This window comes from Streptomyces sp. CRN 30, from assembly GCF_034105845.1.
Window position 1 is genome coordinate 12,058 of sequence record NZ_JAVRHI010000091.1, and the last position, 26,420, is coordinate 38,477.

General features: G+C 72.0%; 23 protein-coding genes. 11 read left to right on the plus strand and 12 right to left on the minus strand.

Annotated elements, in window-relative coordinates:
* The first annotated feature begins 40 nt into the window (after positions 1 to 40).
* On the plus strand, positions 41 to 1,636 hold the full coding sequence (locus UW392_RS08520; protein WP_320774272.1) for an MFS transporter: 1,596 nt from the start codon (positions 41 to 43) through the stop codon (positions 1,634 to 1,636).
* 194 nt (positions 1,637 to 1,830) lie between these two features.
* A complete protein-coding gene (locus UW392_RS08525; RefSeq protein WP_320774273.1) occupies positions 1,831 to 2,046 on the plus strand; it encodes a hypothetical protein in 216 nt (71 codons plus the stop codon).
* Between the two features lie 34 nt (positions 2,047 to 2,080).
* On the opposite strand, the gene UW392_RS08530 is transcribed toward UW392_RS08525, so the two are convergent.
* A complete protein-coding gene (locus UW392_RS08530) occupies positions 2,081 to 2,236 on the minus strand; it encodes a hypothetical protein (protein ID WP_320774274.1) in 156 nt (51 codons plus the stop codon).
* Positions 2,237 to 2,310: 74 nt separating this feature from the next.
* Entirely contained in the window at positions 2,311 to 2,946 is a 636-nt protein-coding gene (locus tag UW392_RS08535) for an HNH endonuclease family protein (protein WP_320774275.1), read from the minus strand.
* Between the two features lie 373 nt (positions 2,947 to 3,319).
* Between UW392_RS08535 and UW392_RS08540 the strand changes: the two genes are divergently transcribed.
* Complete coding sequence (locus UW392_RS08540) at positions 3,320 to 4,261, plus strand: endonuclease/exonuclease/phosphatase family protein (RefSeq protein WP_414495807.1); 942 nt, start codon at positions 3,320 to 3,322, stop codon at positions 4,259 to 4,261.
* 33 nt (positions 4,262 to 4,294) lie between these two features.
* Here UW392_RS08540 and kdgD read toward each other — a convergent pair whose 3' ends face one another.
* Both kdgD and UW392_RS08550 read right to left on the minus strand, forming a co-directional pair.
* Positions 4,295 to 5,221 (minus strand): 5-dehydro-4-deoxyglucarate dehydratase, encoded by a 927-nt coding sequence (gene kdgD, locus UW392_RS08545; RefSeq protein ID WP_320774277.1) that lies wholly within the window; start codon positions 5,219 to 5,221, stop codon positions 4,295 to 4,297.
* A 166-nt stretch (positions 5,222 to 5,387) separates the two neighbouring features.
* A complete protein-coding gene (locus UW392_RS08550) occupies positions 5,388 to 6,557 on the minus strand; it encodes an L-talarate/galactarate dehydratase (protein ID WP_320774278.1) in 1,170 nt (389 codons plus the stop codon).
* 115 nt (positions 6,558 to 6,672) lie between these two features.
* On the opposite strand from UW392_RS08550, the gene UW392_RS08555 reads away from it, so the two are divergent.
* The 3 genes from UW392_RS08555 (at position 6,673) to UW392_RS08565 (ending at position 10,481) form a co-directional block, all read left to right on the plus strand.
* Positions 6,673 to 7,548 (plus strand): LysR substrate-binding domain-containing protein, encoded by an 876-nt coding sequence (locus tag UW392_RS08555; RefSeq protein WP_320774279.1) that lies wholly within the window; start codon positions 6,673 to 6,675, stop codon positions 7,546 to 7,548.
* Positions 7,549 to 7,723: 175 nt separating this feature from the next.
* Positions 7,724 to 9,061, plus strand: coding sequence for a gluconate:H+ symporter (locus UW392_RS08560; protein ID WP_320774280.1), 1,338 nt, complete (start codon positions 7,724 to 7,726; stop codon positions 9,059 to 9,061).
* A gap of 85 nt (positions 9,062 to 9,146) precedes the next feature.
* Positions 9,147 to 10,481 (plus strand): enolase C-terminal domain-like protein, encoded by a 1,335-nt coding sequence (locus UW392_RS08565; protein WP_320774281.1) that lies wholly within the window; start codon positions 9,147 to 9,149, stop codon positions 10,479 to 10,481.
* Positions 10,482 to 10,507: 26 nt separating this feature from the next.
* Here UW392_RS08565 and UW392_RS08570 read toward each other — a convergent pair whose 3' ends face one another.
* From UW392_RS08570 to UW392_RS08585, 4 genes are all read right to left on the minus strand, one after another.
* On the minus strand, positions 10,508 to 11,359 hold the full coding sequence (locus tag UW392_RS08570) for an endo alpha-1,4 polygalactosaminidase (RefSeq protein ID WP_320774282.1): 852 nt from the start codon (positions 11,357 to 11,359) through the stop codon (positions 10,508 to 10,510).
* A 167-nt stretch (positions 11,360 to 11,526) separates the two neighbouring features.
* Positions 11,527 to 13,824: an FdhF/YdeP family oxidoreductase gene (locus UW392_RS08575; protein WP_320774283.1), complete on the minus strand. Its 2,298-nt coding sequence runs from the start codon at positions 13,822 to 13,824 to the stop codon at positions 11,527 to 11,529.
* A gap of 31 nt (positions 13,825 to 13,855) precedes the next feature.
* Positions 13,856 to 14,341, minus strand: a complete 486-nt coding sequence (locus UW392_RS08580) for an SRPBCC family protein (RefSeq protein WP_320774284.1) — start codon at positions 14,339 to 14,341, stop codon at positions 13,856 to 13,858.
* Between the two features lie 99 nt (positions 14,342 to 14,440).
* Positions 14,441 to 15,709 (minus strand): glycoside hydrolase family 16 protein, encoded by a 1,269-nt coding sequence (locus UW392_RS08585; protein WP_320774285.1) that lies wholly within the window; start codon positions 15,707 to 15,709, stop codon positions 14,441 to 14,443.
* Positions 15,710 to 15,841: 132 nt separating this feature from the next.
* On the opposite strand from UW392_RS08585, the gene UW392_RS08590 reads away from it, so the two are divergent.
* The 3 genes from UW392_RS08590 (at position 15,842) to UW392_RS08600 (ending at position 20,398) form a co-directional block, all read left to right on the plus strand.
* The gene (locus UW392_RS08590; protein ID WP_320774286.1) at positions 15,842 to 17,146 is read left to right on the plus strand and encodes an ATP-grasp domain-containing protein; all 1,305 of its coding nucleotides are present in this window, start codon (positions 15,842 to 15,844) and stop codon (positions 17,144 to 17,146) included.
* 13 nt (positions 17,147 to 17,159) lie between these two features.
* A complete protein-coding gene (locus tag UW392_RS08595; RefSeq protein WP_320774287.1) occupies positions 17,160 to 19,202 on the plus strand; it encodes a CocE/NonD family hydrolase in 2,043 nt (680 codons plus the stop codon).
* A 128-nt stretch (positions 19,203 to 19,330) separates the two neighbouring features.
* A complete protein-coding gene (locus UW392_RS08600) occupies positions 19,331 to 20,398 on the plus strand; it encodes a YncE family protein (protein ID WP_320774288.1) in 1,068 nt (355 codons plus the stop codon).
* Positions 20,399 to 20,456: 58 nt separating this feature from the next.
* Here the strand turns inward: UW392_RS08600 and UW392_RS08605 are convergent, their stop codons facing one another.
* The 4 genes from UW392_RS08605 to UW392_RS08620 form a co-directional block, all read right to left on the minus strand.
* Entirely contained in the window at positions 20,457 to 21,197 is a 741-nt protein-coding gene (locus UW392_RS08605; protein WP_320774347.1) for a GNAT family N-acetyltransferase, read from the minus strand.
* Between the two features lie 244 nt (positions 21,198 to 21,441).
* Positions 21,442 to 22,803 (minus strand): D-alanyl-D-alanine carboxypeptidase/D-alanyl-D-alanine-endopeptidase, encoded by a 1,362-nt coding sequence (dacB, locus tag UW392_RS08610; RefSeq protein WP_320774289.1) that lies wholly within the window; start codon positions 22,801 to 22,803, stop codon positions 21,442 to 21,444.
* 149 nt (positions 22,804 to 22,952) lie between these two features.
* Positions 22,953 to 23,501 carry a DinB family protein gene (locus tag UW392_RS08615; RefSeq protein ID WP_320774290.1) on the minus strand — a complete coding sequence of 183 codons (549 nt, stop codon included), beginning with the start codon at positions 23,499 to 23,501 and terminating at the stop codon, positions 22,953 to 22,955.
* Positions 23,502 to 23,591: 90 nt separating this feature from the next.
* Positions 23,592 to 24,590, minus strand: coding sequence for a helix-turn-helix transcriptional regulator (locus UW392_RS08620; protein ID WP_320774291.1), 999 nt, complete (start codon positions 24,588 to 24,590; stop codon positions 23,592 to 23,594).
* A 108-nt stretch (positions 24,591 to 24,698) separates the two neighbouring features.
* Between UW392_RS08620 and UW392_RS08625 the strand changes: the two genes are divergently transcribed.
* Together UW392_RS08625 and UW392_RS08630 are read left to right on the plus strand one after the other, a co-directional pair.
* A complete protein-coding gene (locus UW392_RS08625) occupies positions 24,699 to 25,121 on the plus strand; it encodes a VOC family protein (RefSeq protein WP_320774292.1) in 423 nt (140 codons plus the stop codon).
* A gap of 167 nt (positions 25,122 to 25,288) precedes the next feature.
* Positions 25,289 to 26,398 (plus strand): winged helix DNA-binding domain-containing protein, encoded by a 1,110-nt coding sequence (locus UW392_RS08630; RefSeq protein WP_320774293.1) that lies wholly within the window; start codon positions 25,289 to 25,291, stop codon positions 26,396 to 26,398.
* Positions 26,399 to 26,420: the final 22 nt, after the last annotated feature.

Here is a 26,420-nt window from a genome sequence, read left to right on the forward strand (position 1 = left end):
CACACCCTCACCCTGGCACCATCGAAGGACACGCACAGCCATGCCCTCCGCCGTCACCGGCTCCACCGCTCCACCGACCGCCCACGACCCGGCCCCGGCCGCCCCGCGCGGCCGCCGGGCCAACCCGTGGCTCACGCTCATCGCCGTCGCCTTCGGGCTCTTCATGGTCGGCCTCGACGGCTCGGTCGTCTCCATCGCCAACCCCGAGATCGGCCGCGACCTGGGCGCCTCCACCTCCGACCTGCAGTGGGTCACCAACTCCTATCTGCTCGCCCTCGCCGCCGCGCTGATCCTCGGCGGGAAGCTCGGCGACCGCTTCGGCCGCCGCACCTTCTACCTGATCGGAGTCGCCGGCTTCACCCTCGCCTCCGTCGCCATCGGGCTGTCCGGCTCCATCGAGGGCGTCATCGCCTTCCGCGCCGTCCAGGGCTTCTTCGGCGCCCTGCTGATGCCCAACACCCTCGGCATGCTGCGCGCCGTCTTCCCGCCGAAGAAGTTCGGCATGGCGGTCGGCATCTGGGCCATGGTCTCCTCGGTCTCCACCGCCCTCGGCCCCATCGTCGGCGGTCTGCTCGTCCAGCACGTCGACTGGGAGTCCGTCTTCTACATCAACGCCCCCATCGGCGTCATCGCCCTCGTCTTCAGCCTGATCGTCCTGCCGCAGACGAAGAACGACGCCGCTGCGGACGAGAAGTTCGACTTCGCTGGCGTGATCCTGCTGGCCCTCGGACTGCTCGCCGTCGTCTTCGGCGTCGTCAAGGGCGAGTCCTGGGGCTGGACCTCCGGCGGCACCCTCGGCTCCATAGCCGCCGGCGTCGTCGTCCTGCTCGTCTTCGGCCTCTGGGAGACCAAGGTCGCCTCCCCGCTGCTGCCCATGCGCCTCTTCCGCAGCCGCGCGCTCACCATCGGCGCCGTCGTGACCGCGCTGAACTTCTTCGTCCTGCTCGGCGTGATCTTCTTCGTCATGCTCTACCTGCAGAGCGTGCGCGGCTTCACCCCCGTGGAGGCCGGTGTGCGCACCCTGCCGCTGAGCCTCGCCTCGGTCGTCGCGTCCCCGCTCGGCGCGGCGCTCACCGACCGCTTCGGCCCCCGTCTCACCATGCCGCTCGGCATGGCCCTCCAGGCGGTCGCCTGCTTCGTGATGCTCGGCTGGAGCGCCGACTCGTCCTACGCCACGATGTGGCCGCCGTTCATCGCGCTCGGCCTCGGCGTCGGCATGGTGATGGCGTCCTCCTCGGACGCCATCGTCGGCAACGCGCCCGTCCGGGACGGCGGTGTCGCGGGCGGTCTCCAGGCCACCGCCCTGCAGATCGGCGGCGCGCTCGGCACGTCCGTCCTGGTCTCCCTGATCAGCAGCCGCGTCGGCTCCACCCTGAACGGAGAGCTGACCTCCGCCGGTGTGCCCGCGAACGTCGCCACCGGCCTCGACGAGGCGAAGGACGCGGTCGCCATGGGGGTGGCGCCCGTCTCCGAGGAGATGCCCGCCGCGCTCCGTGACGCCGTCGTCGAGGGCAGCCACCAGGCGTTCATGAACGGCGTGCACACCTCCGTGCTCGTCGCCGGTGCGCTGTGCGTCGTGGGCGCGGTCGTGGCCGCCGTGGGCGTGCGCCGCACGACCGGGCAGCCCGTCGGCTGATCCCGCGTCACACCCTCCGCTCCGGCCGGCCCGCGACGACGGGCCGGCCGGAGGGGGGCGGGAGACCGCGGTCCGTCCCATCCGCCCCCTGTGCCGCCGCGGAAGCGGGGTACGCGGTAGGTATGAAGAACCGACGAGCCCGGTCCGACGGCCGGGACACCGCCGTGGCACGGGCGAAAGGGACCATGAACCTCATGCGCTGGTTCAGGTGGGTGGCCGCGCTGCTCACCGTCGGCTGGGTCCTGTCCTGGGTGAACAGCCTGATCACGGGAACCGAGGGGTACGACCGCTGGTGGCCGCTGCTCAGCGCGGTGCTGTGGGCCGGCCTCTCCGTGTACGCGTTCGTCACCTACCAGCGGACCGCTACCAGGACACTCCCGAGGCTCACGGCCGGCCGGCACGGCGTCTGAGACACCGGCCGGACGGCCGTTCGCGCGGACGCGGTCAGTAGACGCGCGGCGTCAGGTCGAAGGACGAGGACTGCGTCGAGGGCGCCTCCTGACCACCACCGCCGTCGGCGGCCGAAGCCGGTGACGCGCCCTGGAGAGCGGCCAGCGTGACGAGCAGGACAGCGGTACGGCGCAGGTGAGTGATGCGCATGTCTGGGTCAACGAGACCTTTCCGCCCTGGTCACAGGGGAGGCGTGAGTGGGGTGAACAGACCGGGCCGGCGGCTCACGGCACCGGTTCGTAGGTGACCTCGGCGCCCTGGCACCCCTCGGCGAGCCGGGTGAGCGCGCGCTGCTCCTCGGCGTCGGCGGTGAGCTGCCAGCGCAGCTTCACCGCGACCCACTCCGTGAGGTAACGGCACGTCGCCCCCGGGTCGGCCGGGAGCCACTGCGCCGGATCCTGGTCCGCCTTGTCGCGGTGCGCGGCGGCGGAGACCGCGACCAGGACACGCGGATCGCCCTGGTCGTTGGCGTACTGCTCGCGCCGCTCCGCCGTCCACCCCGAGGCCCCGGAGTCCCACGCCTCGGCTGTCGGCACCAGGTGGTCGACGGCGAGCGCCGCGGCCGAGTCCACCTCGCGGCCGTCGTAGTACGACCACCACGTGCCGCCGCTCAGCGCGCACTCCGCGCCCGTCTCCGGCGCGCTGACCGCCTCGGCGATCAGGACCTCGCCCTGGGTGTCGCACGCGTCGCCCGCGTCGCTGCCGGAGTTCCAGTGGGCGAAGGCGGCCGGTTCGTACCCCTCACGGGACTCGGTGGCCCCGGGGAGGGCCGCGACGGCCCGGTCGACGGGCAGGGACTCGGCGGCGTGGGCGGACGACGGCACGGCGAGACAGGACGCGGCGCCGATCGATACGGCCACGGCGGCTCGGCAGAGATGTGTGATCACACCGAGCAGGAATAGCGGGGCGGGGCCGCGCGGGCGGGGGGACACGCACGGGGGTCACTCGTCGGCCGTACGACGGCCACGGCGGTGCGCCCGGATGCCCCGCACCGGCCCGGAAGCCGTGCCGCGCGCCCCGTCCGGGAACTCCTGGCACCGGACCGAGCGTTGATCACGACGACGGCGCCGAGGGGATGGGCGGGACGGGAGCGAGGGGGAGCGCGTGGCGGAGCGGACGGGCGGCGACAGCGACAGCGACGGCGAAGGCCCGGCCCAGAGGCGTGGCACGCGCCGGAGCCGCGTCCCCGCGTCGCGCGACCGTCTCTCCTTGCCGCGCGGCCGCGTCTCCTCGTTGTGGAGGCGCGGCACGGTCTGGAGCCGCGGCCGTGTCCTCGCGGCGCTCGCGGTGCTGACCGCGCTGCTCCTGCTCTTCCACCGCGCCGTGCCCAACTCCGTCGGCCGCCTCGGCAGCCTGCTGGAGAGCTTCCTGCCCTGGCTCGGACTCGTGGTCGTGGTGCTGCTCGTCCTGGCCCTGTTGCGCCGCTCGGCCACCGCAGCCGTCGCCCTCGTACTGCCGGTGGTCGCCTGGCTGGTCCACTTCGGTGAGCTGCTGCGGCCCGGACCGGAGAGCGAGCCGCCCGGCCTGCTGGTGGTGCAGCACAACGCGAGCGACGAGAACACCGACCCGGTGGGCACGGCCCGCGCCCTCACCGACGCCGCGCCCGACCTCATAGCCCTGGAGGAACTGGTCGCCCCGGGCCTCGGCGCCTACGAGAAGACCCTCGCGCCCGAGTTCCCGTACCACGCGGTCCGCGGCACCGTCGGCATCTGGTCGAAGTACCCCCTCAGCGGCACCCCGCACGTCGACATCCGGCCCGAGGGCATCACCGGGCCGTGGAGCCGGGGGCTGCGGACCGTCGTGCACTCCCCGCACGGCGAGCTGGCGGTGTACGTCGCGCACCTGCCGTCGGTGCGGGTCGGCGCCACCGGTCTCGCCTCGGCGCGGCGCGACGAGAGCGCCCGGCTGCTGGGCGCGGCGGTGGCCGCCGACGAGCAGAAGACCGTACTGCTCCTCGGTGACCTCAACGGCACGGTCGACGACCGGGGTCTGGACCCGCTGACCTCGCGGCTCGACGCGCCCGGCAGCGGGTTCGCCTTCAGTTTCCCCGCGGCGCTCCCGGTGGCCAGGATCGACCAGATCATGGCCGGTTCGGCGACCGTCGGCCCCATCCGCACCCTGCCGGCGACGGGCAGCGACCACCTGCCGGTCGCTGCCCGGGTCTCACCGGTCTGACGGGGGCCGACGGCGGCCGGCAGCGCGGGTCAGTCAGGCCCGGGTGGCGGGCAGCGCGGCGATCAGCGCGGAGAGTTCCTCGAACTCCTGCGGGGTGAGGTCGGTGAGCGGCGGACGGACCGGTCCGGCGGTGTGGCCGGTGGCCGTCATACCGGCCTTGACGATGCTGACCGCGTACCCGGCGCTGCGGTTGCGGATCTCCGTGTACGGCAGCACGAAGTCCGACAGCATCCGCGTGACCTCGGGCTGCCGGAGCCCGCGGACGGCGTCGTAGAAGGCCAGGGCGAACTCGGGGAGGAAGTTGAAGATGGCCGAGGAGTAGGTCGTGACGCCGAGCTGGAGGTAGGGCAGGGCGTACGTCTCGGCGGTGGGCAGGCCCCCGATGTAGGTGAGGCGGTCGCCGAGCCGGGCGACGATGCGGGTGACGGTGTCGATGTCGCCGACGCCGTCCTTGTACCCGATGAGGTTGGGGCAGCTGTCCGCGAGCCGGGCGACGGTGTCGGCGGAGTACACGGCGTTGGCGCGGCTGTAGATGATCACGCCGAGGGAGGTGGCGCGGCAGACCGCCTCCACGTGCCGGGCGAGCCCTTCCTGCCCGGCCTCCGTGAGGTAGGGCGGGAAGAGCAGGACGCCGTCGGCACCGGCGCGTTCGGCGGCGGCGGCGAACTCGGCCGCGGTGGCGGTGCCGTAGCCGGCCGGCGCCAGGATCGGCGTGCCGTCGGGGGCGCTCGCGGCGGCGGCGCCCACGACGCGTTCCACCTCGGCCGGGGTGAGGGAGAAGAACTCACCGGTGCCGCCCGCCGCGAACAGGCCGCCGACGTCGTACTTGGCGAGGCGGACGATGTTCTCGCGGTAGGCGTCCTCGTCGAAGGAGAGGTCCTCGCGGAAGTGGGTGACGGGGAAGGACAGCAGGCCGGAGCCGATGCGGGCGCCGAGTTCTGCCGGGGTGAAGGACGTCATGGGAGTGCTCCGTAGGGTCGGTGTGCGCGGGTGCGGCGGTGGGGCGGTCGAGGCGGGGGGAGAACGGCGCGGGCGGCGCGGCTGTCCGTTTCGACGCCGCCCGCGCCGGGTCGGGTGGGCAGCGAGGACGGGGGCGGCCGGTCGGCCGGAGCGCCGTGGGCCGCGCTCAGGGGCGGGTGCCCTCTTCGTGCGTGGCCACCGTCCAGGCGCGGGCCTGGTCGCTGAGGGTGACGCCGAGTCCGGGCCGGGCGGAGAGGTGCATGCGCCCGTCGTGGATCTCCAGGCGCTCGTTGAACAGCGGCTCCAGCCAGTCGAAGTGCTCCACCCAGGGCTCGATCGGGTAGGCGGCGGCCAGGTGGAGGTGGATCTCCATGGCGAAGTGCGGGGCGAGCTGCAGGTGGTGGTGTTCGGCGAGCGCGGCCAGCTTCAGGAACTGGGTGATGCCGCCGATGCGGGGCGCGTCGGGCTGGATGATGTCGCAGGCGCCGTGCCGGATCAGCTCGGCGTGCTCGGCGACGCTGGCGAGCATCTCGCCGGTGGCGACGGGCGTGTCCAGGGAGGCGGCCAGCGCGGCGTGGCCGGCCGCGTCGTAGGCGTCGAGCGGCTCCTCGATCCAGTCCAGGTGGAAGGGTTCCATGGCGCGGCCCATACGCTGGGCGGTGGGCCGGTCCCACTGCTGGTTGGCGTCGACCATCAGCGGCACGTCGTCGCCGATGTGCTCGCGCACCGCGGTCAGCCGGGCCAGGTCGTACTTCCCGTCCGGGTGCCCCACCTTGATCTTGATGCCGCCGATGCCGCTGGCCAGGGAGGCGGTGGCGTTGTCCAGGACCTGCTCGGTGGGCGTGTGCAGGAAGCCGCCGGAGGTGTTGTAGCAGCGCACCGAGTCGCGGTGCGCGCCCAGCAGTTTGGCGAGCGGCAGCCCGGCGCGCTTGGCCTTGAGGTCCCACAGGGCGATGTCGAAGGCGGCGACCGCCTGGGTGGCCAGTCCGCTGCGGCCCACCGAGGCACCCGCCCACACCAGCTTTGTCCAGAGCCGGCCGATGTCGCTGGGGTCCTCCCCGATCAGGTTCTCGGCTATCTCCTTGGCGTGCGCGAACTGCCCCGGCCCCCCGGCCCGCTTCGAGTAGCCGAACCCGACGCCCTCGTGGCCCTGCTCGGTCGTCACCTCCACGAACAGGAACGCCACCTCCGTCATCGGCTTCTGCCGGCCGGTGAGGACCTTGGCGTCGCTGATCGGCGTGGCCAGCGGAAGGGTCACCGAGGAGAGGCGGAGCCAGGCGATGCGGTCCCGGGCGGTCTCGTGTCCGGTGTACGCGTCCTGCGGTGTCGTGTTCATGGAGGTCACCACGTCATGTCCCTGGGGGTGGAGGCGGTCGGTGGCCTGACGTTACGGTCGTCTTTGATTCACGTCCAACATAGATATTGGATGTAGTAATACCTGGAGAGCATCAATGTTCACCCTCGCCCAACTGACGAGCTTCGTGACCGTCGCGGAGGAACTGCACTTCACCCGCGCCGCGGAACGGCTGAGCATGACCCAGCCGCCGCTGAGCCGGCAGATCCAGCTCCTGGAGAACGAGTTGCGCGTGCAGTTGCTGGACCGGACCAACCGGACCGTGCGGCTCACCCCGGCGGGCCGGGCCTTCCTCGTCGAGGCCCGCCGCATCCTGCGCCAGTCCGAGCAGGCGACGCTCGCCGTGCGCCGGGTCTCCACCGGTGAGGCGGGCGCCATCGCCGTCGGATTCACGGCCGCCAGCGCCTACTCCGCCCTCGGCGGCCTCCTGGACACCGCGCGGGCCGCGCTGCCGGGAGTGGAGATCCTGTTGCAGGAACTCGTCACCCGCGACCAGTTGGAGGCGCTCAGCCAGGGTTCGCTCGACCTCGGACTGATCCGGCCCTCGGCCACCGGCGCGGACCTCTGCTCCCGCACCGCCGTCCGCGAGGGACTGGTCGCGGCGCTCCCGGCGAGCCACCCCCTGGCGGCCTCCGCCGGGCCCCTGCGGGTCGAGGACTTCGCCGGCCAGGAGTTCCTCATGTACTCGCCGATCGAGGCCCGTTACTTCCACGAACTGCTGATCAGTATCTTCCGGGCCGCCCAGGTATGGCCTGAATTCACCCAGTATCTCACCCAGGTGCACAGCATCCTCGCCCTGGTCAACGGCGGCTGGGGCATCGCGATCGTGCCGGAGACCGCGGCGCACATGCGCTACGGCGGGATCGTCTTCCGGCAGGTGGTGCTGCCGGAGCCGAGGCCGGTCGAACTGAAGCTGGTGTGGCGAAAGAACAGCGACAACCCCGCACTGGAGGCGCTGCTGCGCCATCTGTGACACGCGCGTGAAGCACGGACGTCACTCGCCGGTCATACAAGGAAGGTATCGCACGCAACAAAATTCGACATGGACGTGCATCGACGCGATCTTTACGGTCGTCACAGCCACCGAAGCGTGTCCTTCTCTCTGCCGTTCGGCGGTCACTCCACCCACAGTTCAAAGGGGAACTGACATGCCACTTGTCGTAGTCGGCATCAGTGTCGTGGTCCTGCTGCTCCTGATGACCAGGCTGAAGCTGAACGGCTTCGCGGCCCTGCTGCTGGTAGCGGTCGGTGTCGCCCTGGTCCAGGGGATACCGGTCAAAGACATACCGGACATCCTCTCGGAGGGCATCGGCGGCCAGGTCGGCGACACGATGCTGGTCATCGGCCTCGGCGCCATGGTCGGCCGCATCATGGGCGACTCGGGCGCCGCCCAGCGCATCGCCGGACGGCTCCTCGACGCCTTCGGGCCGCGCGGCGTCCAGGTCGCCATGGTGGTCACCTCGATGCTCATCGGCGTGACCATGTTCTACGAGGTCGCGTTCATCATCATCGTGCCGATCGCCTTCACCCTGGTCCGGGTCACCAGGGCGAACCTGCTCTGGGTCGGCCTGCCGATGTCCATCGCGCTCTCCACCATGCACAGCTTCCTGCCGCCGCACCCCGGCCCCACCGCGGTCGCCGCGACCTTCCACGCCTCCGTCGGCCTGACCCTCTTCTACGGTCTGTTCATCGCCGTCCCCGTCGGCGCCTTCATCGCGCTGCTCTGGCCGCGGCTGCCGTTCGTCCGGGCCATCAGCCCCACCATCCCCCAGGGTCTGGTCTCCGAGCGCGAGTTCACCGAGGAGGAGATGCCCGGACTCGGCTGGTCGCTGTCGGTCGCGCTCTTCCCCGTCGTCCTGATCGCCGGTGCAGCCGTCACCGACATGGCCACCTCCGCCGAGACGCCCCTCCTGCACACCGTCGCGTTCATCGGCTCCGCCCCGATCGCCCTGCTGCTCACCCTCTGCCTGGCCGTCTGGGCGTTCGGCCCGCGGATCGGCCGCAGCCTGTCGGACGTCGGCGCCTCCTGCGGCTCCGCCGCGCAGGCGATGGCGATGATCCTGCTGGTGATCGGCGCCGGCGGCGCCTTCAAGAACGTCCTCGTCGAGGGCGGCATCGCCGACTACATCCAGGACTTCACCGACTCCTGGTCCATCTCGCCCATCATCCTCGCCTGGCTGATCGCGGCCATCCTGCGCATCGCCCTCGGCTCGGCCACCGTCGCCGTCGTCACGGCCTCCGGAGTGGTGCTCCCCCTGCTGGCCGGCAGCGGCACGCACGCCGAGATGATGGTGCTCGCCGTCTCCTGCGGCTCCATCGCCTTCTCGCACGTCAACGACCCCGGCTTCTGGCTCTTCAAGGAGTACTTCAACCTCTCGGTCGTCCAGGCCATCAAGGTGCGGACCAGCTACACCACCGTGCTGTCCGTCCTCGGCCTGGCCGGTGTCCTGGCCGGCGAGTGGGTCCTGGACGCCCTGAGCCTCTGACCGGCCCGCAGCCCCTGACCGCCCCGATCCGCCGACCGTACGAAACCCCCTCCGCCCCCGCCGACCCGAGGAGTCCGACCCGACTATGAGCACGAGCCAGCCGACCGTCACCGCGTTCTCCGTCTATCCCGTGGCGGGCCGGGACAGCATGGAGCTGAACCTCTCCGGCGCCCACGGCCCCTACTTCACCCGCAACATCGTGGTCCTCACCGATTCCGAGGGACGCACCGGCCTCGGCGAGGTGCCCGGCGGGGAGAAGATCACACAGACCCTGAAGGACGCCGAGTCCCTCGTGGTCGGCGCGAGGATCGGAGACCACAAGCGGGTCCTGCGCGAGATCGGGGACCGGTTCGCCGACCGGGACTCCGGCGGGCGCGGCCTGCAGACCTTCGACCTGCGCACCACCGTCCACGCGGTCACCGCCGTCGAGTCCGCCCTCCTCGACCTGCTCGGCCAGCACCTGGACGTCCCCGTCGCGGCACTCCTCGGCGACGGGCAGCAGCGCGCCGCGGTCCGGGTCCTCGGCTACCTCTTCTACGTCGGCGACCCCGACCGCACGGACCTGGAGTACGTCCGCGAACCCGACGCCGACGACGCCTGGCACCGCGTCCGCCACGAGGAGGCGCTCACCCCCGTGGCCATCGTCCGCCAGGCCGAGGCCGCCTACGCCCGCTACGGCTTCCGCGACTTCAAGCTCAAGGGCGGCGTCCTGGCGGGCGCCGAGGAGGTCGAGGCCGTGACGGCGCTCAAGAAGCGCTTCCCCGAGGCCCGCGTCACGCTCGACCCCAACGGCGCCTGGTCGCTGCGCGAGGCCGTCGACCTGTGCAAGCCGCTGGTCGGCACCCTCGCCTACGCCGAGGACCCCTGCGGCGCCGAGGGCGGCTACTCCGGCCGGGAGGTGCTCGCGGAGTTCCGCCGGGCCACCGGACTGCCCACCGCCACCAACATGATTGCCACCGACTGGCGGCAGCTGACCCACGCCCTGGCCCTGCAGTCGGTCTCCATCCCGCTGGCCGACCCGCACTTCTGGACCATGCAGGGCTCGGTCCGCGTGGCGCAGCTGTGCAACGCCATGGGACTGACCTGGGGCTGCCACTCCAACAACCACTTCGACATCTCGCTGGCGATGGTCACGCACTGCGGGGCGGCGGCGCCGGGCGAGTACAACGCCCTCGACACGCACTGGATATGGCAGGAGGGCCTGGAGCGCCTCACCGTGGAGCCGCCGCGGATCGTCGGCGGCGAGATCGCCGTGCCCGACGCCCCCGGCCTCGGCGTCACCCTCGACACCGACCGGCTCCTCGCCGCGCACGAGCTGTACAAGGAGAAGGCGCTGGGCGCCCGGGACGACGCCGTGGGCATGCGGTACCTCGTACCCGACTGGACGTTCGACGCCAAGCGGCCCTGCCTGGTCCGCTAGCGGTCCGGGGACCGTCGGGCCGTGCCTCACACGTCGTCGCAGGTCTCCCGTACATGACCGGCGCGGCCCGCCGGCAGGACGTCGAGGTCGCGCCGGACGATGCTGATCTCCTCGCCCCAGCCCGCGCAGGCGGCCTTGAGGCCCTTCTCGTCGTACTCGATCACCAGGACGTCGTCGCCGAACGCGTCCACGTAGGCGTCGCACTCCTCGTACCTGCCGCACTCCTCCGCCACGGCGAAGTCGAGGCCGACCTCCTCCCGGTCCTTCGCCAGCTGCGGGGTGTTCTTCTGGCCGATGGCCAGGCCCTCGTCGTGGGCGTGCCCGGCGAGCAGCTTCAGGAACGCCTCGGCGTCACCGGCGCTCAGCAGTCCCTCGGGCGCCCGGGTGTAGGTGTCGTAGTTGTCCGGCTCGACCGCGTCGAAACCCTTGGATGCGCACGAGTCGATCCAGCCGTCGACCTTCTCGGCGATCCGCTCGCGCTTGGCGGCGGTGGAGATGTCCAGCATCGCCTCGCCCCAGTCGTCGTCCATGACGATCTCGCCGTCCTCGTCGCGCAGCAGCAGGTCGGAGTCCCACTCGTCCGCCGCGTCCGGCTGGGCCTGGAAGGCGTTGACGTAGCAGATGTTGTAGAGGCCGGAGGCGGGGGACGCCGTGTGGTCCCGGGCGACGACCTCGACACCCTTCGGCGGCGTGTAGGCGCCGCCGAGCTGGTAGTCGAAGCCGGTGCGCACCGGCGGCGGTGTCACCGCCGGTCCCGCGCTCTTCGCCTCCTCCGCCGTGCCGTCACCGCCCGAACAGGCGGTGACCGACAGGGCGAGGGCGGCCGACAGCGCGAGGACGGCGGCGCGGGGACGGAAAGGGGAACGAAGGCGACGCATGTGTGGACAGCTCCATCTGGCGGACACGTCCCCGCCTCGGACGCCGAAGCTGTCCTGGCGACTCGGTCCGGACTCGCGGCGCGGGGCCGTTCCACCGGCTGGGCATGTCTCTGGCCGACCGCTGGGCGGCAGCGGGACAGAAACCTAGTCGACGGGAAAACCGCACGTCAATCCGGGGTCGTCCGGGTCTCGAGCCGTACCACCAGCCCCTTGGACGCCGGCTGGTTGCTGCCCTCGGCCACGCTGTCCAGCGGCACCAGGACGTTGGTCTCCGGGTAGTACGCGGCCGCGCAGCCCCGCGCGCTCGGGTACGGCACCACCGTGAAGTCCTCGGCGCGGCGCTCGATGCCGTCGGACCACACGCTCACCACGTCCACGTGGTCCCCGTCGGCCAGCCCGAGCCGGGTGAGGTCCTCCGGGTTGACCATCACGATCCGTCGGCTGCCGTGGATGCCCCGGTAGCGGTCGTTGGTGGTGTACGGAACCGTGTTCCACTGGTCGTGCGAGCGCAGCGTCTGGAGCAGCAGGTGCCCCTCGGGTGCCTCCGGCGCCTGCCAGTCGTTGCGGCTGAACTGCGCCTTGCCGGAGGACGTGCCGAAGACACCCTCGTTGACCGGGTTCGGCAGCCTGATCCCGCCGGGGCGGTCCACCCGCCGGTTGTAGTCGTGCAGCCCCGGCACGATGCGGGCGATCCGGTCGCGGATCGTGCCGTAGTCGGCCTCGAACCGGTCCCAGGGGATGTCCGCCTTGCCGTCGAGGGTCCGGCGGGCCAGCCGGCAGAGGATCGCCACTTCGCTCAGCAACAGCCGGGAGGCGGGCTCCAGACGGCCGCGCGAGGCGTGCACCTCGCTCATCGAGTCCTCCACCGTGACGAACTGCTCGCCGGTGGCCTGGACGTCCCGCTCGGTGCGGCCGAGCGTCGGCAGGATGAGGGCCGTCTCACCGCAGACGGTGTGCGACCGGTTGAGCTTGGTGGAGATGTGCGCGGTGAGCCGGCACCGCCGCATGGCGTCCTCGGTGACGTCGCTGTCCGGAGCGGCCCGTACGAAGTTTCCCGCCACCCCCAGGAAGAACTTCACGCGGCCCTCGCGCATCGCCTTGATCGAGTTCACCGAGTCCAGGCCGTGCGCCCGGGGCGGGTCGAAGCCGAACTCGTCCTTCAGCGCGTCCAGGAAGGAGTCCGGCATCTGCTCCCAGATGCCGACCGTGCGGTCCCCCTGCACGTTGCTGTGCCCGCGCACCGGACAGGCACCGGTCCCGACCCGGCCGACGTTCCCGCGCAGCAGCAGGAAGTTGACGATCTCCCGGATGGTGGGCACGCCGTGCTTGTGCTGCGTCACGCCCATCGCCCAGCAGACGATGATCCGCTCGCTGCGCAGCACCTCGTCGCGGACCTGCTCGATCTCCGCGCGGGTCAGCCCGGTCGCGCCGAGGATGTCCTCCCAGGCCACGGAGCGGGCATGGGAGGTGTACGCGTCGAAGCCGTCGGTGCTCGCGCGGATGAAGTCGTGGTCGAGGACGGTGCCCGGGGCGGCGTCCTCGGCCTCCAGGAGCAGCCGGTTCAGCCCCTGGAACAGCGCCAGGTCGCCGCCGAGCCGGATCTGCAGGAACCGGTCGGCGATGTCGACACCCCGGCCGATCACCCCGCGCGGCTTCTGCGGGTTCTTGAACCGCAGCAGTCCCGCCTCCGGCAGCGGATTGACCGCCACGATGCGGGCGCCGTTGAGTTTGGCCTCCTCCAGCGCGCTGAGCTGGCGCGGGTGGTTCGACCCGGGGTTCTGTCCCACCAGGAAGATCAGGTCGGCGTGGTGCAGGTCCTCCAGGCTGACCGTGCCCTTGCCGGTGCCCAGGGTCTCGTGCAGCGCGAAGCCGCTGGACTCGTGGCACATGTTGCTGCAGTCGGGCAGGTTGTTGGTGCCGTACGCCCGGGAGAAGAGCTGGAGGACGAACGCGGCCTCGTTGCTGACCCGGCCCGACGTGTAGAAGACCGCCTCGTCGGGGGAGTCCAGCGACCGCAGCTCCTCCGCGAGCAGCCCCAGCGCCTCCTGCCAGCCGACCGGCTCGTAATGGTCCGAACCAGGGCGTTTCACCACCGGCTCGGTGAGCCGTCCCTGCTGGTTGAGCCACTGGTCGGAGCGGCCGGCGAGCTCCGTGACCGAGTGCCGGCGGAAGAAGTCGGCGGTGATCCTGCGGGTCGTCGCCTCGTCGTTGATGTGCTTGGCGCCGTTCTCGCAGTACTCGTTCACGTGCCGGTGGCCCGGGGTGGGATCGGCCCAGGCGCAGCCGGGGCAGTCGATGCCGTCCACCTGGTTCATGGTCAGCAGCGTCACCCCCGTACGCCGGACGGAGGTCTCCTCCAGGGAGTACTGCAGCGCGTGCGCCGCCGCGGGCGCGCCCGTCGCCCACTTCTTGGGCGGATCGACGGTGAGGTTCTCCGCCGGCTCTTCGGTCGGTGGCTTGTGCATCGGGCGGGACTCTCGCTTTCCGGGTAGGGGGTCAGCCGTGCGGCCAGTGGGGTCCGTGGCACGTCAGCGGTTCCGAGCCCGCCGGGACGACGTGCCCGTTGTGGACCGCCCCGCGCCACGCCCCCGACTCCTCGCCGAGGCCCTCGATGAACTCCTTGAAGTCACCGAGTCCGCTCCGCAGCACCCGGCGCGTCACCCCGAGGGCGTCGGCCGGGCCCACCCCGGCCGTGACCGAGGTGCGGTCGGGGGAGAGGGAGCGGAACGACACCTCACCGCCGCGGCGCGTGCCCAGGACCTGCCAGCGCACGTACGCGTCCGGCCGCTGCTCGACGATCTCGACCAGCCACTCGCGGTGCGCCGGGCCGAACCCGACGTCCCAGCGGGTGAGGGTGGGCTTGATCTGTTCGACGCCCTTCACCGCGGAGACGAACCGCGGGAAGACCTTGAACTGGGTCCACTGGTTGTAGGCGGTGCGCACCGGCACCGCGATCTCGACCGTCTCTTCGATGGTGCTCATGACCCGCCTGTCTCCGAGCGCTCGTCCCCTCAGTGTCACGGCCCCCCGGCGGGACTGCCACCTCTCGTGCTCCCCTCGCGTGACCACCCGCCACCCGTGTCACTCGGACCACACCCGTACGTAGTCGACCTCCAGGTCGGCCGGGGTGAGCGTCGGTCCGCCGAAGGAGCCCTGGGTGTTCTGCATGACCAGGTAGTGCGGGGAGCCGACCACGCCGGAGCTCTGGGTGTGCACGGCCTTGCCGTCGTAGTACCAGGTGATCCGGCCGGGCTCCCAGCGGTGCCCGAAGGTGTGCCAGCCGGTGCGCTCCCCGGACGGGCAGTGCCCCCGGTCCGTCCCCGTGCTGTGCCAGTAGGAGCAGATCTCTCCGGAGAGGCCCTCCATGGTGTCGGTCTCGCCGTCCCGGGGCCAGAACTCGCCGGTGTCCCAGAGCGCGGGCCAGTTGGCGACCTCGCCGTCCTCCGCCGGGACGCGGGCGCGGTACTCGACCGCGCCGTAGCTGTACGAGAACTTCCCCATGGTGTTGACGTGTGCCCCGGAGTACGGACGCGACGCCCCCTTGCACGACGATTCCGCGTCGGTGAGCCGCAGCCGCAGCGCCCCGCCGGACACGCGGATGTTCCGCTCGTCGTAGCAGGCGTCCTCGGCGCTGTTGACCGGTCCGGTGACGCCGGTGCCGAACCAGCCGGTGTTCCACTTCGCGGTGTCCAGCGCGTCGCCGTCGAAGTCGTCGGAGAACCTCAGCCGCCACGTGCCCGACTCGTCCCAGGTCGGCCGGGCGGCGGACCCGGCAGACCCGGCGGACCCGGCCGTGCCGGTCGCATCGGTCGCGTCGGTCGACGGAGCGGCCGGGGTGGACGCGGGGGGCGGGGAAGCCGCCGGGGACGCTGTGGAAGTCGTCGACGTTGCCGGGGGAGCCGTGGAGGCCGAGGGCGCCGCCTTCCCGACCTTCAGCTCGGCCGACGGCAGCGGGTGCCACGTCCCCTCGCCGTCCCGCCACGAACCGAACATCGTGTACGTCCCGGCGGGGAAGGCGCGTTGCCCCGAGGTGAAGGTGTGACCCGAGGGGCAGAGCCGTACGCCGGAGGCCGCGTCCGGGAAGTCGACGTTGCGGCCCGACTCGTCGCGTACGGCGACCGTGATCCGGGACGCGGTGACGCACCGGTCGGCAGCGATCTCCAGCCGCGCCGCCGCGCTCTCCCCGGCGGCCAGGTACCCCGGTCCGAGGGCGAGTTGCGTCACCCGGGGCCCCGAGGGGTTCCCGTCGGCGGCGCCGGCAAGGGAAAGGGCCGTCGTCGTGACGGCCCCGGCGGTGACGAGGATGCCGATACGCAGGGAGCGCGGCCTCGGCCTGGCGTGCTTGGGCATGATGTCCGTCCCCCACGTGACGAAGTGCTCGAATACCCGTTCACGGCACCCATTATCACGGCATTCCCCTTCCGCACGGCGTGGTTGACGAAGACGAGGCCGGGTACTCCGGCGATCTTGGGAGGGAGAAGAATGTCAGCCGGTGATATCAAGAACGTTTTCGTGGTCGGCCTGGACGAGGCCAATCTTCCGACGCTCCAGGCGGTGCCCGGCAGCGAATCGCTGCGGTTCCACGGCCTGTTGACCGTGGCGGAACTGCAGGACGGCGAAGTGTCGCTGCCGGACGTCATCAAGAAGGCGGAGGAAATCCTCGACGCCTTCGACGGGAGTGTCGACGCGATCGTCGGCTACTGGGATTTCCCGGTGAGCACCCTCGTGCCGATCCTGGGCGAGCGGTACGGGACCCGCACCACGAGCCTCGAATCGATCGTCAAGTGCGAGCACAAATACTGGAGCAGGGTCGAACAGGCCAAGGTCACCGACCGCCTGCCGCGCTTCGGCCGCGTCGACCTGGACGCCGATCCGCCGCGCGTCCCCGAGGGCATGTCGTTCCCGATGTGGCTGAAGCCGGCCCTGTCCTACTCCTCCGAACTCGCCTTCGGCGTCCAGGACGAGAAGGAGTTCCGGGCGGCCGTCGCCGAGATACGGGAGGGCATCGACCGCGTCGGCCGACCCTTCGAGCACATCCTCGACCGGGTCGACCTGCCGCCGGAGATGCGCGGCGTGGGCGGCAGCGTCTGCCTCGCCGAGGAGTCCCTGACGGGCATCCAGGTGGCGGTCGAGGGCTACGCGCACCGGGGCGAGATCACCGTGTACGGCGTACTCGACTCCATCGACTATCCGGACACGCCGTGTTTCCTGCGCCACCAGTACCCCTCGGCCCTGCCGCCCCAGGTCGTCACCGAACTGCACGACGTCACCCGGCGCGTGCTGGCCCAGGTCGGATTCGACGAGGCCACCTTCAGCGTGGAGTACTTCTACGACCCGAAGACCCAGGAGATCAACCTCCTGGAGATCAACCCCCGGCACTCCCAGTCGCACGCCGAACTCTTCGAGTTCGTCGACGGAGTGCCCAACCACCACTGCATGCTCGCGCTGGCCCTCGGCACCGACCCCGCCGTGCCCTACCGGCAGGGCGAGTACGCCATGGCGGCCAAGTGGTACTACCGCTGGTTCACGGACGGCGTCGTGCGCGACGTGCCCTCGGCCGAGCGGATCGCCGAGATCGAGCGCGAGATACCGGGCGTACGCGTCGACGTCGTCCCCGAGGAGGGACAGCGGCTGTCCGGCCTCGCCCAGCAGGACAGCTACAGCTACGAAGTGGCGCACATCTTCACCGGCGGCGACGACGAGGAAGACCTGCGCCGGAAGTTCGACCGCTGCGTGGCGGCCCTCGGGCTCGTGATCGACGAGCCCGGGGAAGGACCACGCGCGTAAGGAGGCCCCGTACATGCGTCACGTCACCCAACTGCCGTACGCGACCAAGGAGGAGGAGCACGTCGTCATTCCGATGTCCGACGGCGTCCGCCTGTCGGCCCGCGTGTGGCGCCCCACCTCCTCCGACCACGAACCCGTGCCCGCGGTCCTGGAGTACGTCCCCTACCGCAAGCGCGACCTGACCGCCGTCCGCGACTCCGTCCACCACCCCTACCTCGCCGGGCACGGGTACGCCTGCGTCCGCGTCGACATCCGCGGCACCGGCGAGTCGGAGGGCGTCCTGGAGGACGAGTACCTGGAGCTGGAGCAGCGCGACGCGGAGGAGGTCCTGGCCTGGCTCGCCGACCGGCCCTGGTGCGACGGCAGCACCGGGATGATGGGCATCTCCTGGGGCGCCTTCGCGGCCCTCCAGGTCGCGGCGCGGCAGCCGCCGAGCCTGAAGGCCGTCGTCATCGCGTCCTTCACCGACGACCGGCACGCCGACGACATGCACTACATGGGCGGGGCGATGCTCTCCGACAACCTCGCCGAGGCGGGCACCATGTTCGCCTACGCCACCTGCCCGCCCGACCCGGCGGTGGTCGGCGAGCGCTGGCGCGACATGTGGCTCGAACGGCTGGAGAACACCGACCCCTGGGTCCTGCGGTGGCTGCGCCACCAGCGCCGCGACGACTACTGGCGGCACGCCTCCGTCGCCGAGGACTACACGGCCGTCCGCTGTCCGGTGCTCGCCTCCAGCGGCTGGGCGGACGGCTACTCCAACGCCGTCACCCGGCTCCTCGCCCACCTCGACGTCCCCCGCAAGGGTCTGATCGGGCCCTGGTCGCACAAGTTCCCCCACCTCGGCGAGCCCGGCCCCGCCATCGGCTACCTCCAGGAGGTGGTGCGCTGGTGGGACCACTGGCTCAGGGGCGTCGACAACGGCGTCATGGACGGCCCCATGCTGCGGACCTGGATGCAGGACAGCGTCGAGCCGTCGACCGCCTACGAGGAGCGGCCCGGCCGCTGGGTGTCGGAGCCGTCCTGGCCGTCCCCGAACGTCGAACCCGTCACCCACCCCCTCCTGCGGCACCGCATCGCACCGGCCGACGAGCCGGCGCCGGCGGACGGGGCGGAGAACGGTGCGGAGCTCACGGTGCTCTCCCCGCTCTCCGTGGGCCAGTTCGCCGGCAAGTGGGCCTCCTACAACGCACCGCCGGACCTGCCCTACGACCAGCGCGAGGAGGACGGCGGCTCCCTCGTCTTCGAGACGGAGCCGCTCACCGAGGGCGTGGAGATCCTCGGCTCACCGACCGTCGACCTCGACCTGTCCGTCGACGAACCCGTCGCCATGGTCGCCGCCCGGATCTCCGACGTACGGCCCGACGGGGCCGCGACCCGGGTGACGTACGGGCTGCTCAACCTCACGCGGCACGCCGGCACCGAGCACCCCGAGCCGCTGGAGCCCGGCCGCCGGTACCGCGCCACCGTGCACCTCAACGGCGTGGCGCAGATCTTCCCGCCGGGCCACCGCATCCGGCTGTCGCTGTCGACGTCGTACTGGCCGCTCGCCTGGCCACCGCCGAAGCCGGCCCGGCTGCGCGTCCGCGAGCACTCCAGCACGCTCACCCTCCCGGTGCGGCCGGCGGACACGCCCGACGACACACCGGCCGAGCCGTTCGGCCTGCCGGAGGGCACCCCGCCCCTCGCCACGACGCTGCTCACGCCGCGGGAGGAGCGCTGGGAGGTCAAGCGCGACCTGGTCGGTTACCGCGCCGAGCTGGAGATCGTGAAGGACCGCGGCACGGTCCGCCTTGAGGAGATCGGCCTGGACACCGGTCTCCGGGCCGAGGAGCGGTACGGGGCCGTCGCCGACGACTTCACCTCCGTCAGCGGGGAGTCGACGTGGACCATGACCTTCCGGCGCGAGCCCTGGGAGGTGCGGGTCGTCACCCACACCCGGCTCACCTGCGACGAGCACGACTTCTTCGTCGACGCCACGCTCGACGGCTGGGAAGGGGACCGCCGGGTCTTCTCCCGTACGTGGAACGAGACGGTGCCGCGCGATCTGCTGTAGTTGCCTCGCGACTGAAGATCCTATTAGCTTAGCCTTACCTAAGTTTTACCCCGGGGATACCTTCAGTCCGCCCCGCCCGGTGGCGCACCCGCTCGCCCAGAGGCGCCCACGCAGAGAGACCGCACCTCATGCCATCGACCCCCCTACGGGTCCGCCGCGCCGCCGCCACCGCCGTGATCCTCACGGCGGCCGGCGCGCTCACGCCGACGGGGGCCGTCACCGCGGCCCCCGCGGCCGGTCCGTCCGCCGTCCGGTCCGCCCCGCTCGTCCCCGGGCTCTACCAGTCCGCGTACTCCGAGCGGAACGACGTGCTGTGGGCGACGGCCTCGGTGGGCCAGCCCCCGGCGGCGACCACCCGGTCGAGCCTGGTGCGGCTCGACCCGGACACACTGGAGGTGCTGGCGTCGTACGACGCGCCCCTCGACGCCGCCGACGGCACGGTCGAGGCGGTGTACGGCATCGACGTCGACGACGAGCGGAACACCGTGTGGGTCACCAACACCCGCCACGACAGCATCGCCGTCTACAGCCAGCGCACCGGCCGCCACCTCGCGACCGTGCCCGGCGTCCCGCACGCCCGCGAGGTCGTCGTGGACGAGAGGCGCGACCTGGTGTGGACGACGGCCTACGGCAGCGGTTCGGTCGTCGCCTTCGACACCCGCACTCACCGCGAGGTCAGGCGCGTCACGGTCGAGGGATCCGGCCCGACCGGACTGGCGGTGGACGAGCGCACCGGCACCGTCCACGCCGCCGACTTCACCCACGACCGCGTCATCACCGTCACCCCCCGCTCCTCGACGCCGCGGTTCACCCCCACCGGCGACGGGCCGCTGTCCGTCGCGCTCTCCGCCGACGGCCGCACCGCCTACACCGCCGACCAGGGCGCGGGCACCGTGTCCGTCCTCGACCTGCGCACGCGCACCGTCACCCGGTCCGTCCCCACCGGCGAGGGCGCCAAGTCCGTGGCCGCCGACCGCCGCTCGGACCGGGTCCTGGTCGTCAACCGCCTCGCCGGCACCGTCTCGGTCGTCGCGCCCGGAGCCGGGAACGTCACCGAGACGATCGCCACCGAGGCGCTGCCCAACCACGTCCACCTGCGGGGCGACGGCACCGCCTACGTCCTCGACAAGTCGGCGTCCGGCCCCGGCGGCGAGGACGGCGTCACCCGCATCGCACCGGCCGGCGCCCCACGGTAGGACCGGCTCGGTTCCGCGGGCCGTGGGATCTGCTCGTGCCGCAGGCCGTGGGATCTGCTCAGTCCCGCAGGCCGTAGAAGCGGATCGGTGAGTTGGGCCGGAAGCCGATACGCGGGTACACCGGCGCCCCGGCGGCCGTCGCGTGCAGTGCGGCGCGCGTCAGCCCCGTGGCCCGCCCGCCCTCGTGCAGCGCCTTCCGGGTGACCGCCTCGCCGTAGCCCCGGCGCTCGCACCCCGGCTCGGTGGCGACCAGCGCGACGAACAGCCTGCCCTCGGCCGGGAAGGTCGCCGCGCACGTCACCGGGGTGCCGTCGCGCAGCCCGAGATAGGCGTGCACGTCCTTCTTCCACAGCGCGGAGCCGGCGATTCCGTCGCGGCCCTCGTCCAGGCCGAAGCCGTACGCGCGGGAGTTGATGTCCGCGTACGCCCGCAGATGCTCGTCGGTGGCGACCCGGACGAAGGTCAGGTCCGGGTGGACCGGGTCGGGTACGGGGAGCAGGTCACCGGCCATGCCGGTGCCGGGGAAGGCGTACCGCAGCCCCGCCCGCTCCGCCGCCGCGTCCAGCGCCGCGCGGGCCCCGTCGTCCAGCAGATCCTCGAAGAGCCACAGGAACCCGGCCCGTCGCTTGGCCCGCATGAGCCGCGCGGCCTCGTCCAACCGCCGCCCCAGGAGCGCCGCGTCGGCCGCCACGTCGGTCAGGGTGACGCAGTTCCAGAACGCGAACCGGCAGTCGGCCCAGCGGACGGCGATGCCCGGCAGGTCGCGTACGTCGGCCCCCGGGTCGCGGTCCAGGACCATCGCCCGCCACACCGTGGCGAGCTGTTCCACCGATTCGATCGAAGCTTTGAGATCCTTCACCGGAACTCCTCAAACAGAGTCGTGTCGCCTGGCGTGTCGCGGTGCGCTGTCGAAGGCTCAACGAACGGTGGGGCCCTGAGGGTTCACGCGTCTGAGGGTTCACGCGTGTGAGGGCTCACGCGTCCGCGCGCCGCCGGAGAACCGGCGGCGCGCGGACTTCGAGCCGGACGTGCGGGCGGAGCCGTCAGGCCCAGCAGCCGTTCACGGTGGCCGCGAGGCCGTCCATGGCGTCCTTGATGTCGCTCGGGTCGGCGGTCGAGTTGTTCTCGATGAACGAGAAGACCCGCCACTCGCCGTCCTCGGTCCGCGTCACGCCGCTCAGCGCGATGGCCCCGGTCAGGGTGCCGGTCTTCGCCTGCACCTTGCCTACGGCGCACTCGGAGTTCGGGTCGTCGAAGCGGCCCCACTCCGGGCCGAGGCTGGCCCCGGCCTCACCGGCGACCGGCAGGCCGTCCAGGATCGACTTCAGGGCGGGAGCCTCGGTGATGGAGTCGAGGAGCTGGGCGAGGGTGGCGGCCGGTATGCGGTCGGCACGGGAGAGACCGCTGCCGTCGTACATCTCGAAGTTGTCCAGGGAGATGCCGTACGAGCTCAGCACCTGGCGGACGAGCTCGACGCCGCCCTCGAAGGTGGCCGGCTTGCCCAGTTCCACGGCGGTCATCCGCAGCAGGGTCTCGGCGATGTTGTTGTCGCTGGTCTTCAGCATCTGCTTGACGATGTCCGACAGCGGCGCCGACCTGTGCTGCGCCACCGGGACGTCGGACTGCTTCGCCGTCGCCCGGCCGACCTCGCCGTCGACCGTGATGCCGGTCTCGGTGAGCTGCTCGGCGAAGACCTTGCCCGCGTCGAGGGAGGTGTCCTCGACGGCGGCGCCGTCGACGACGAGCGAACGGACCGGCGCCACCTCGGTGGGGTAGTAGCCGTCGTTCCAGCCGTTGGCGAGGGTCGGCTCGGCGAACAGGCTGTCGTCCACACGGACCTTGACGTCGGTGCGGCCCGCGGCCTTGAGGCCCGCGACCGCGTCCTTCGTCATCTCGGCGAGGTCGTCGCTGGTGAGGGTGCGGTCACCGCCTCCGACGAGGGTGAGGGTGCCGTCGCCGTAGACGACCTTGGTGGTGAACTCGTGGTTCGCGCCCAGCAGGGTCAGGGCGGTGGTCGCAGTGGCCAGCTTGGCGTTGGAGGCGGGCATGAGCGCCGTGGAACCGTTGTGGTCCCAGAGGGTGGTGTCCGAGTCCGCGTCGAGCACCACGCCGCTGACGTCGGTGCCCAGCCGCTCGTCGGCGACGCGCTCCGTGAGGTTCTCGATCAGCTTCTGGTCGTCGGCGTCGAGGGTGCCGGCCGTGGTGGCACCGCTCGCCGCCGTGGTGGCGGTGTCGTCGGCGGCGAACGCCGAGGTGCCGGCCAGGGTGGCCGAGGCCACGGGGACGGCCATCGCGAGCACGAGTGCCCGTCGCGCGCTGGTGCGGCTCACTCTTGTCCTGCGGTGCCGACGCCGTCCGCCCGGGACGAAGGTGTTCGTGGGGGTTTCGTCTGGCGTACCAGTCATAAAGTGAATCCAAGGATTGAGTGCATTGTTCTGTGGGGGGTGGAACGGCGCGCACATTACCAGGGGTCATATGTGTTACTGGGCAGTTATTTGTGCCCTCGAAGCAGGTTGCCCCGCGAATGTGAATGTCTTGCGACTGTTCGGTGCCGTCACGCTCCCGTCGCGCCGTCCAGGCGCTCGCGCAGCAGGTCGGCGTGGCCGTTGTGCCGGGCGTACTCGGTGAGAAGGTGTACCAGGACGGTACGCAGCGAGACGGGTTCGCCGGTGCTCCGGCGTATGCCCGTTTCGTCCAGGCTTTTCGCGGCGTTGGTGATGCGCTGTGACCGCTCGCATTCCGTCTGCCATTGCGCGAGGGCTTCTTGCGGGTCGCCGTCCAGCCATTCGAAGTCCTGATCCGGATCGTCGTCCGAGTAATGCAGCAAGGGAACTTCCTCACCGGCGAACTGAATGCGGAACCACCAGCGCTCGACCCCGGCCAGGTGCCGCACCAGGCCGTACAGGGAGAGAGCGGAGGGCGGCACCGCCCGGGTGGAGAGCTGCTCGGCGGAGAGGCCGGCGCACTTCTGCGCGAAGGTGGCCCGGTGCCAGTCCAGATAGGCGCCGAGCGTCTCGCGCTCGGTGCCGGTGGAGGGCAGCGCGGGACGGGTGTCACCGGACCAACGGGGTGAGAGGTGTCGGGGTGTGGGTGTCTCGGCCATCGTCTGCTGCCGCCTTCTCGGTCCGGAGCCGCCGTGGATGTGGCGTGCGACCGAGTGTGGCAGGAGCCACTGACAACGGGCCGCCGGCGCTCACTCCCCGACGGGGCCGGAACCGGAGTCGGCGGCGACGGCGTAACGCCGGGCCAGCAGCGCGCACGCCGCCCGCAGTTCGGCGGGGCGCACGGCGCTCAGGTCCGCGTCGAACCGGCCGAACGCCGAGGCCAGCCCGGCCCAGGACCAGGAGCCGAGGACCACCCGGCAGCGGCCGGGCCCCAGTTCCTCGGCGAAGCCGTCGTGGACGTAGGGCGCCACGGAGGAAGCGGGCAGGTCCAGGACCGCCTCGCCGCGGCAGGGCCACCCGGCCGTGCCGTCGGAGCCGCGGAACCGGCCCGCGACGAACGCGGCGACATCGCCCCCGGGAACGTCGCGCGGCGTGAACCGGGGGCCGGTGGGCGTACGGGGGTCGACACGGTCGGCGCGGAAGGTCCGCCAGTCCGCGCGGTCGAGGTCCCAGGCGAGCAGGTACCAGCGCCCCCGCCAGGTGACGAGGTGGTGCGGCTGCACGCGCCGCCGGGCGGTCACGCCGGCCGCCCCGCCGGAGGCGGCCGGCGCGTAGTCGAAACGCAGCTCCTCGCGCGCGTGGACCGCCGCGCTGATCTCCATCAGCACCCGGCTGTCGGCCTGGACCGGGGGAGCGCCGGGCGGGGGCACCGCGGTGACATGGAGCGCGGCGATCCGGTGGCGCAGCCGGGCCGGCAGCACCTGGCGGAGGGTGGCGAGCGCCCGCGCCGCGTCGTCACCGATGCCCGCGCCGCTCGCGGTGGCCGTCTGCAGGGCCACCGCGAGGGCCACCGCCTGCTCGTCGTCGAAGAGCAGCGGCGGCAACAGCGCCCCGGCGTCGAGCCGGTAGCCGCCGTCGGGCCCCTTGACGGCCCTGACGGGGTAGCCGAGCTCCCGCAGCCGCTCCACGTCACGCCGCACCGTGCGCGCGCTGACCGAGAGCCGCGCGGCCAGGTCCTCCCCCGGCCAGTCGCGGCGGGACCCGAGCAGCGAGAGGAGGGCGAGCAGGCGCGCGGACGTCTTCGGCATGGGTCCCATCATGCTCCAGGTAGCGGACACACCCTGTCCGCTACCGGTGCGAGTGTGGAATCACCGGCCGCGGAGGAGACCGCGGCACCACACAGGCCGGGAGCCACCATGTCCGTCAAGACCACGACCCACCTCAACTTCCGGGGCGACGCCCGCGCCGCGCTCGACTTCTACCGGTCCGTCTTCGGCGGCGAGGTCGTCGCGGTGACCTACAAGGACACCGGCTCCGCGCCGGACCCGGACGAGGCGGACTGGGTCATGTGGGGCCAGGTGACCGCGGACAACGGCTTCCGCGTCATGGCCTACGACGTGCCGTCCGCCAAGCCGTACCAGCCGGGCGAGAACCCCGTCTTCGTCTCGGTGCGCGGTGACGACGCCGACGAGATCACCGGGCTGTGGGAGAAGCTGTCCGCGGGCGCCACGGTGGTGGAGCCGCTGGCACCGACCGCCTGGGCACCGCTCTACGGCATGCTCAAGGACAGCTTCGGCGTCGTCTGGGTCCTGGACGTCGCCGCCCCGTACAACGGCTGACCAGGCGCCGAGGGGCGGGGCGGCCGGAAACACGAGCCGCCCCGCCCCCTTCCGCGCACCGACCGCACTCGACGAGCCGACCGAACTAAACGGGCCGACCACGCTGGCTGCACCGGCCGCACCGAACACACCGACCGACCGAACGCATTGGACGAACGGACGCCGTCATGACCGTCCTCGGCCCCCGGGCCCTCAACCGCGCCACCCTCGCCCGGCAGTTCCTCCTCGACCGCACGGACGCCCCGGCCCTCGACGTCCTCACGCACCTGTGCGGCATGCAGGCGCAGGAGCCGCAGGAACCCTTCACCGGACTGTGGTCGAGGGTGCGGTCCTTCCGGCCGGCCGACCTGGACGCCCTGCTGACCGGCCGGGAGGCCGTCCGCACCCACCTGATGCGCCGCACCGTCCACCTGATGGCGGCCGGCGACGCGCTCGCCTGGCGGGCCCGGCACGACACGATGCTGCGCGGCCGGGTCCTGACCACCTACCGCGACGAACTCGCCGGACTCGACCCGGAGGAGGTGGCGGCGGCCGGACGCGAGGCCATGGCCGACGGCCTGCCCCGCACCATGGCCGGACTGGTCGACGCCGTCGCGGACCGCTTCCCCGGCCGGCCCCGCCGCCCCCTCGGTGAACTGCTCGTCGCCGCCCTCGTCCCCATGGCACAGCTGCCGCCGCGCGGACTGTGGCGCGCGCGGGCGGGTGTCCGCAACCTGCCGCTCGCGACCTGGCTGGGCCGGGAGGTCACCCCGCCGCCCCCGGACGGGTCCGACCCCGTCGGCCGGGACCTGGTCCGCCGCTACCTGGCCGCGTACGGGCCGGCCGCCTCCGCCGACCTGCGCGCCTGGTGCGGGCTCACCGGACTGCCCGCCGCGGTCAAGGCGGTACGCGAGGAACTCGTCACCTTCCGGGACACCCGGGGCCGCGAACTGCTCGACCTGCCCGGCGCCCCGCGCCCGGACCCCGACACCCCCGCGCCCGTCAGATTCCTGCCGGCCTTCGACAACGCGATCCTCGGCTACCAGGACCGCGGCCGGATCATCGACGACGCCCACCGCGGCCTCTCGGTCGCCGGGGAGCGGGTCGCGCTTGTCGACGGCCGGGTCTCCGCCACCTGGACCATGGCGGCGGGCACCCTCGTCGTCACCCCGCTGCGCTCCCTCACCCGGGCGGAACTCGACGACGTCACCGAGGAGGGCCGCTCCCTCGCCCGCTTCCTGACCGACGGAACCGACGACCGCGTACGCGTCCTCACCCCCGGCGGTCCGGCCCACTGAGGCTCGCGCACACCTGTTTACA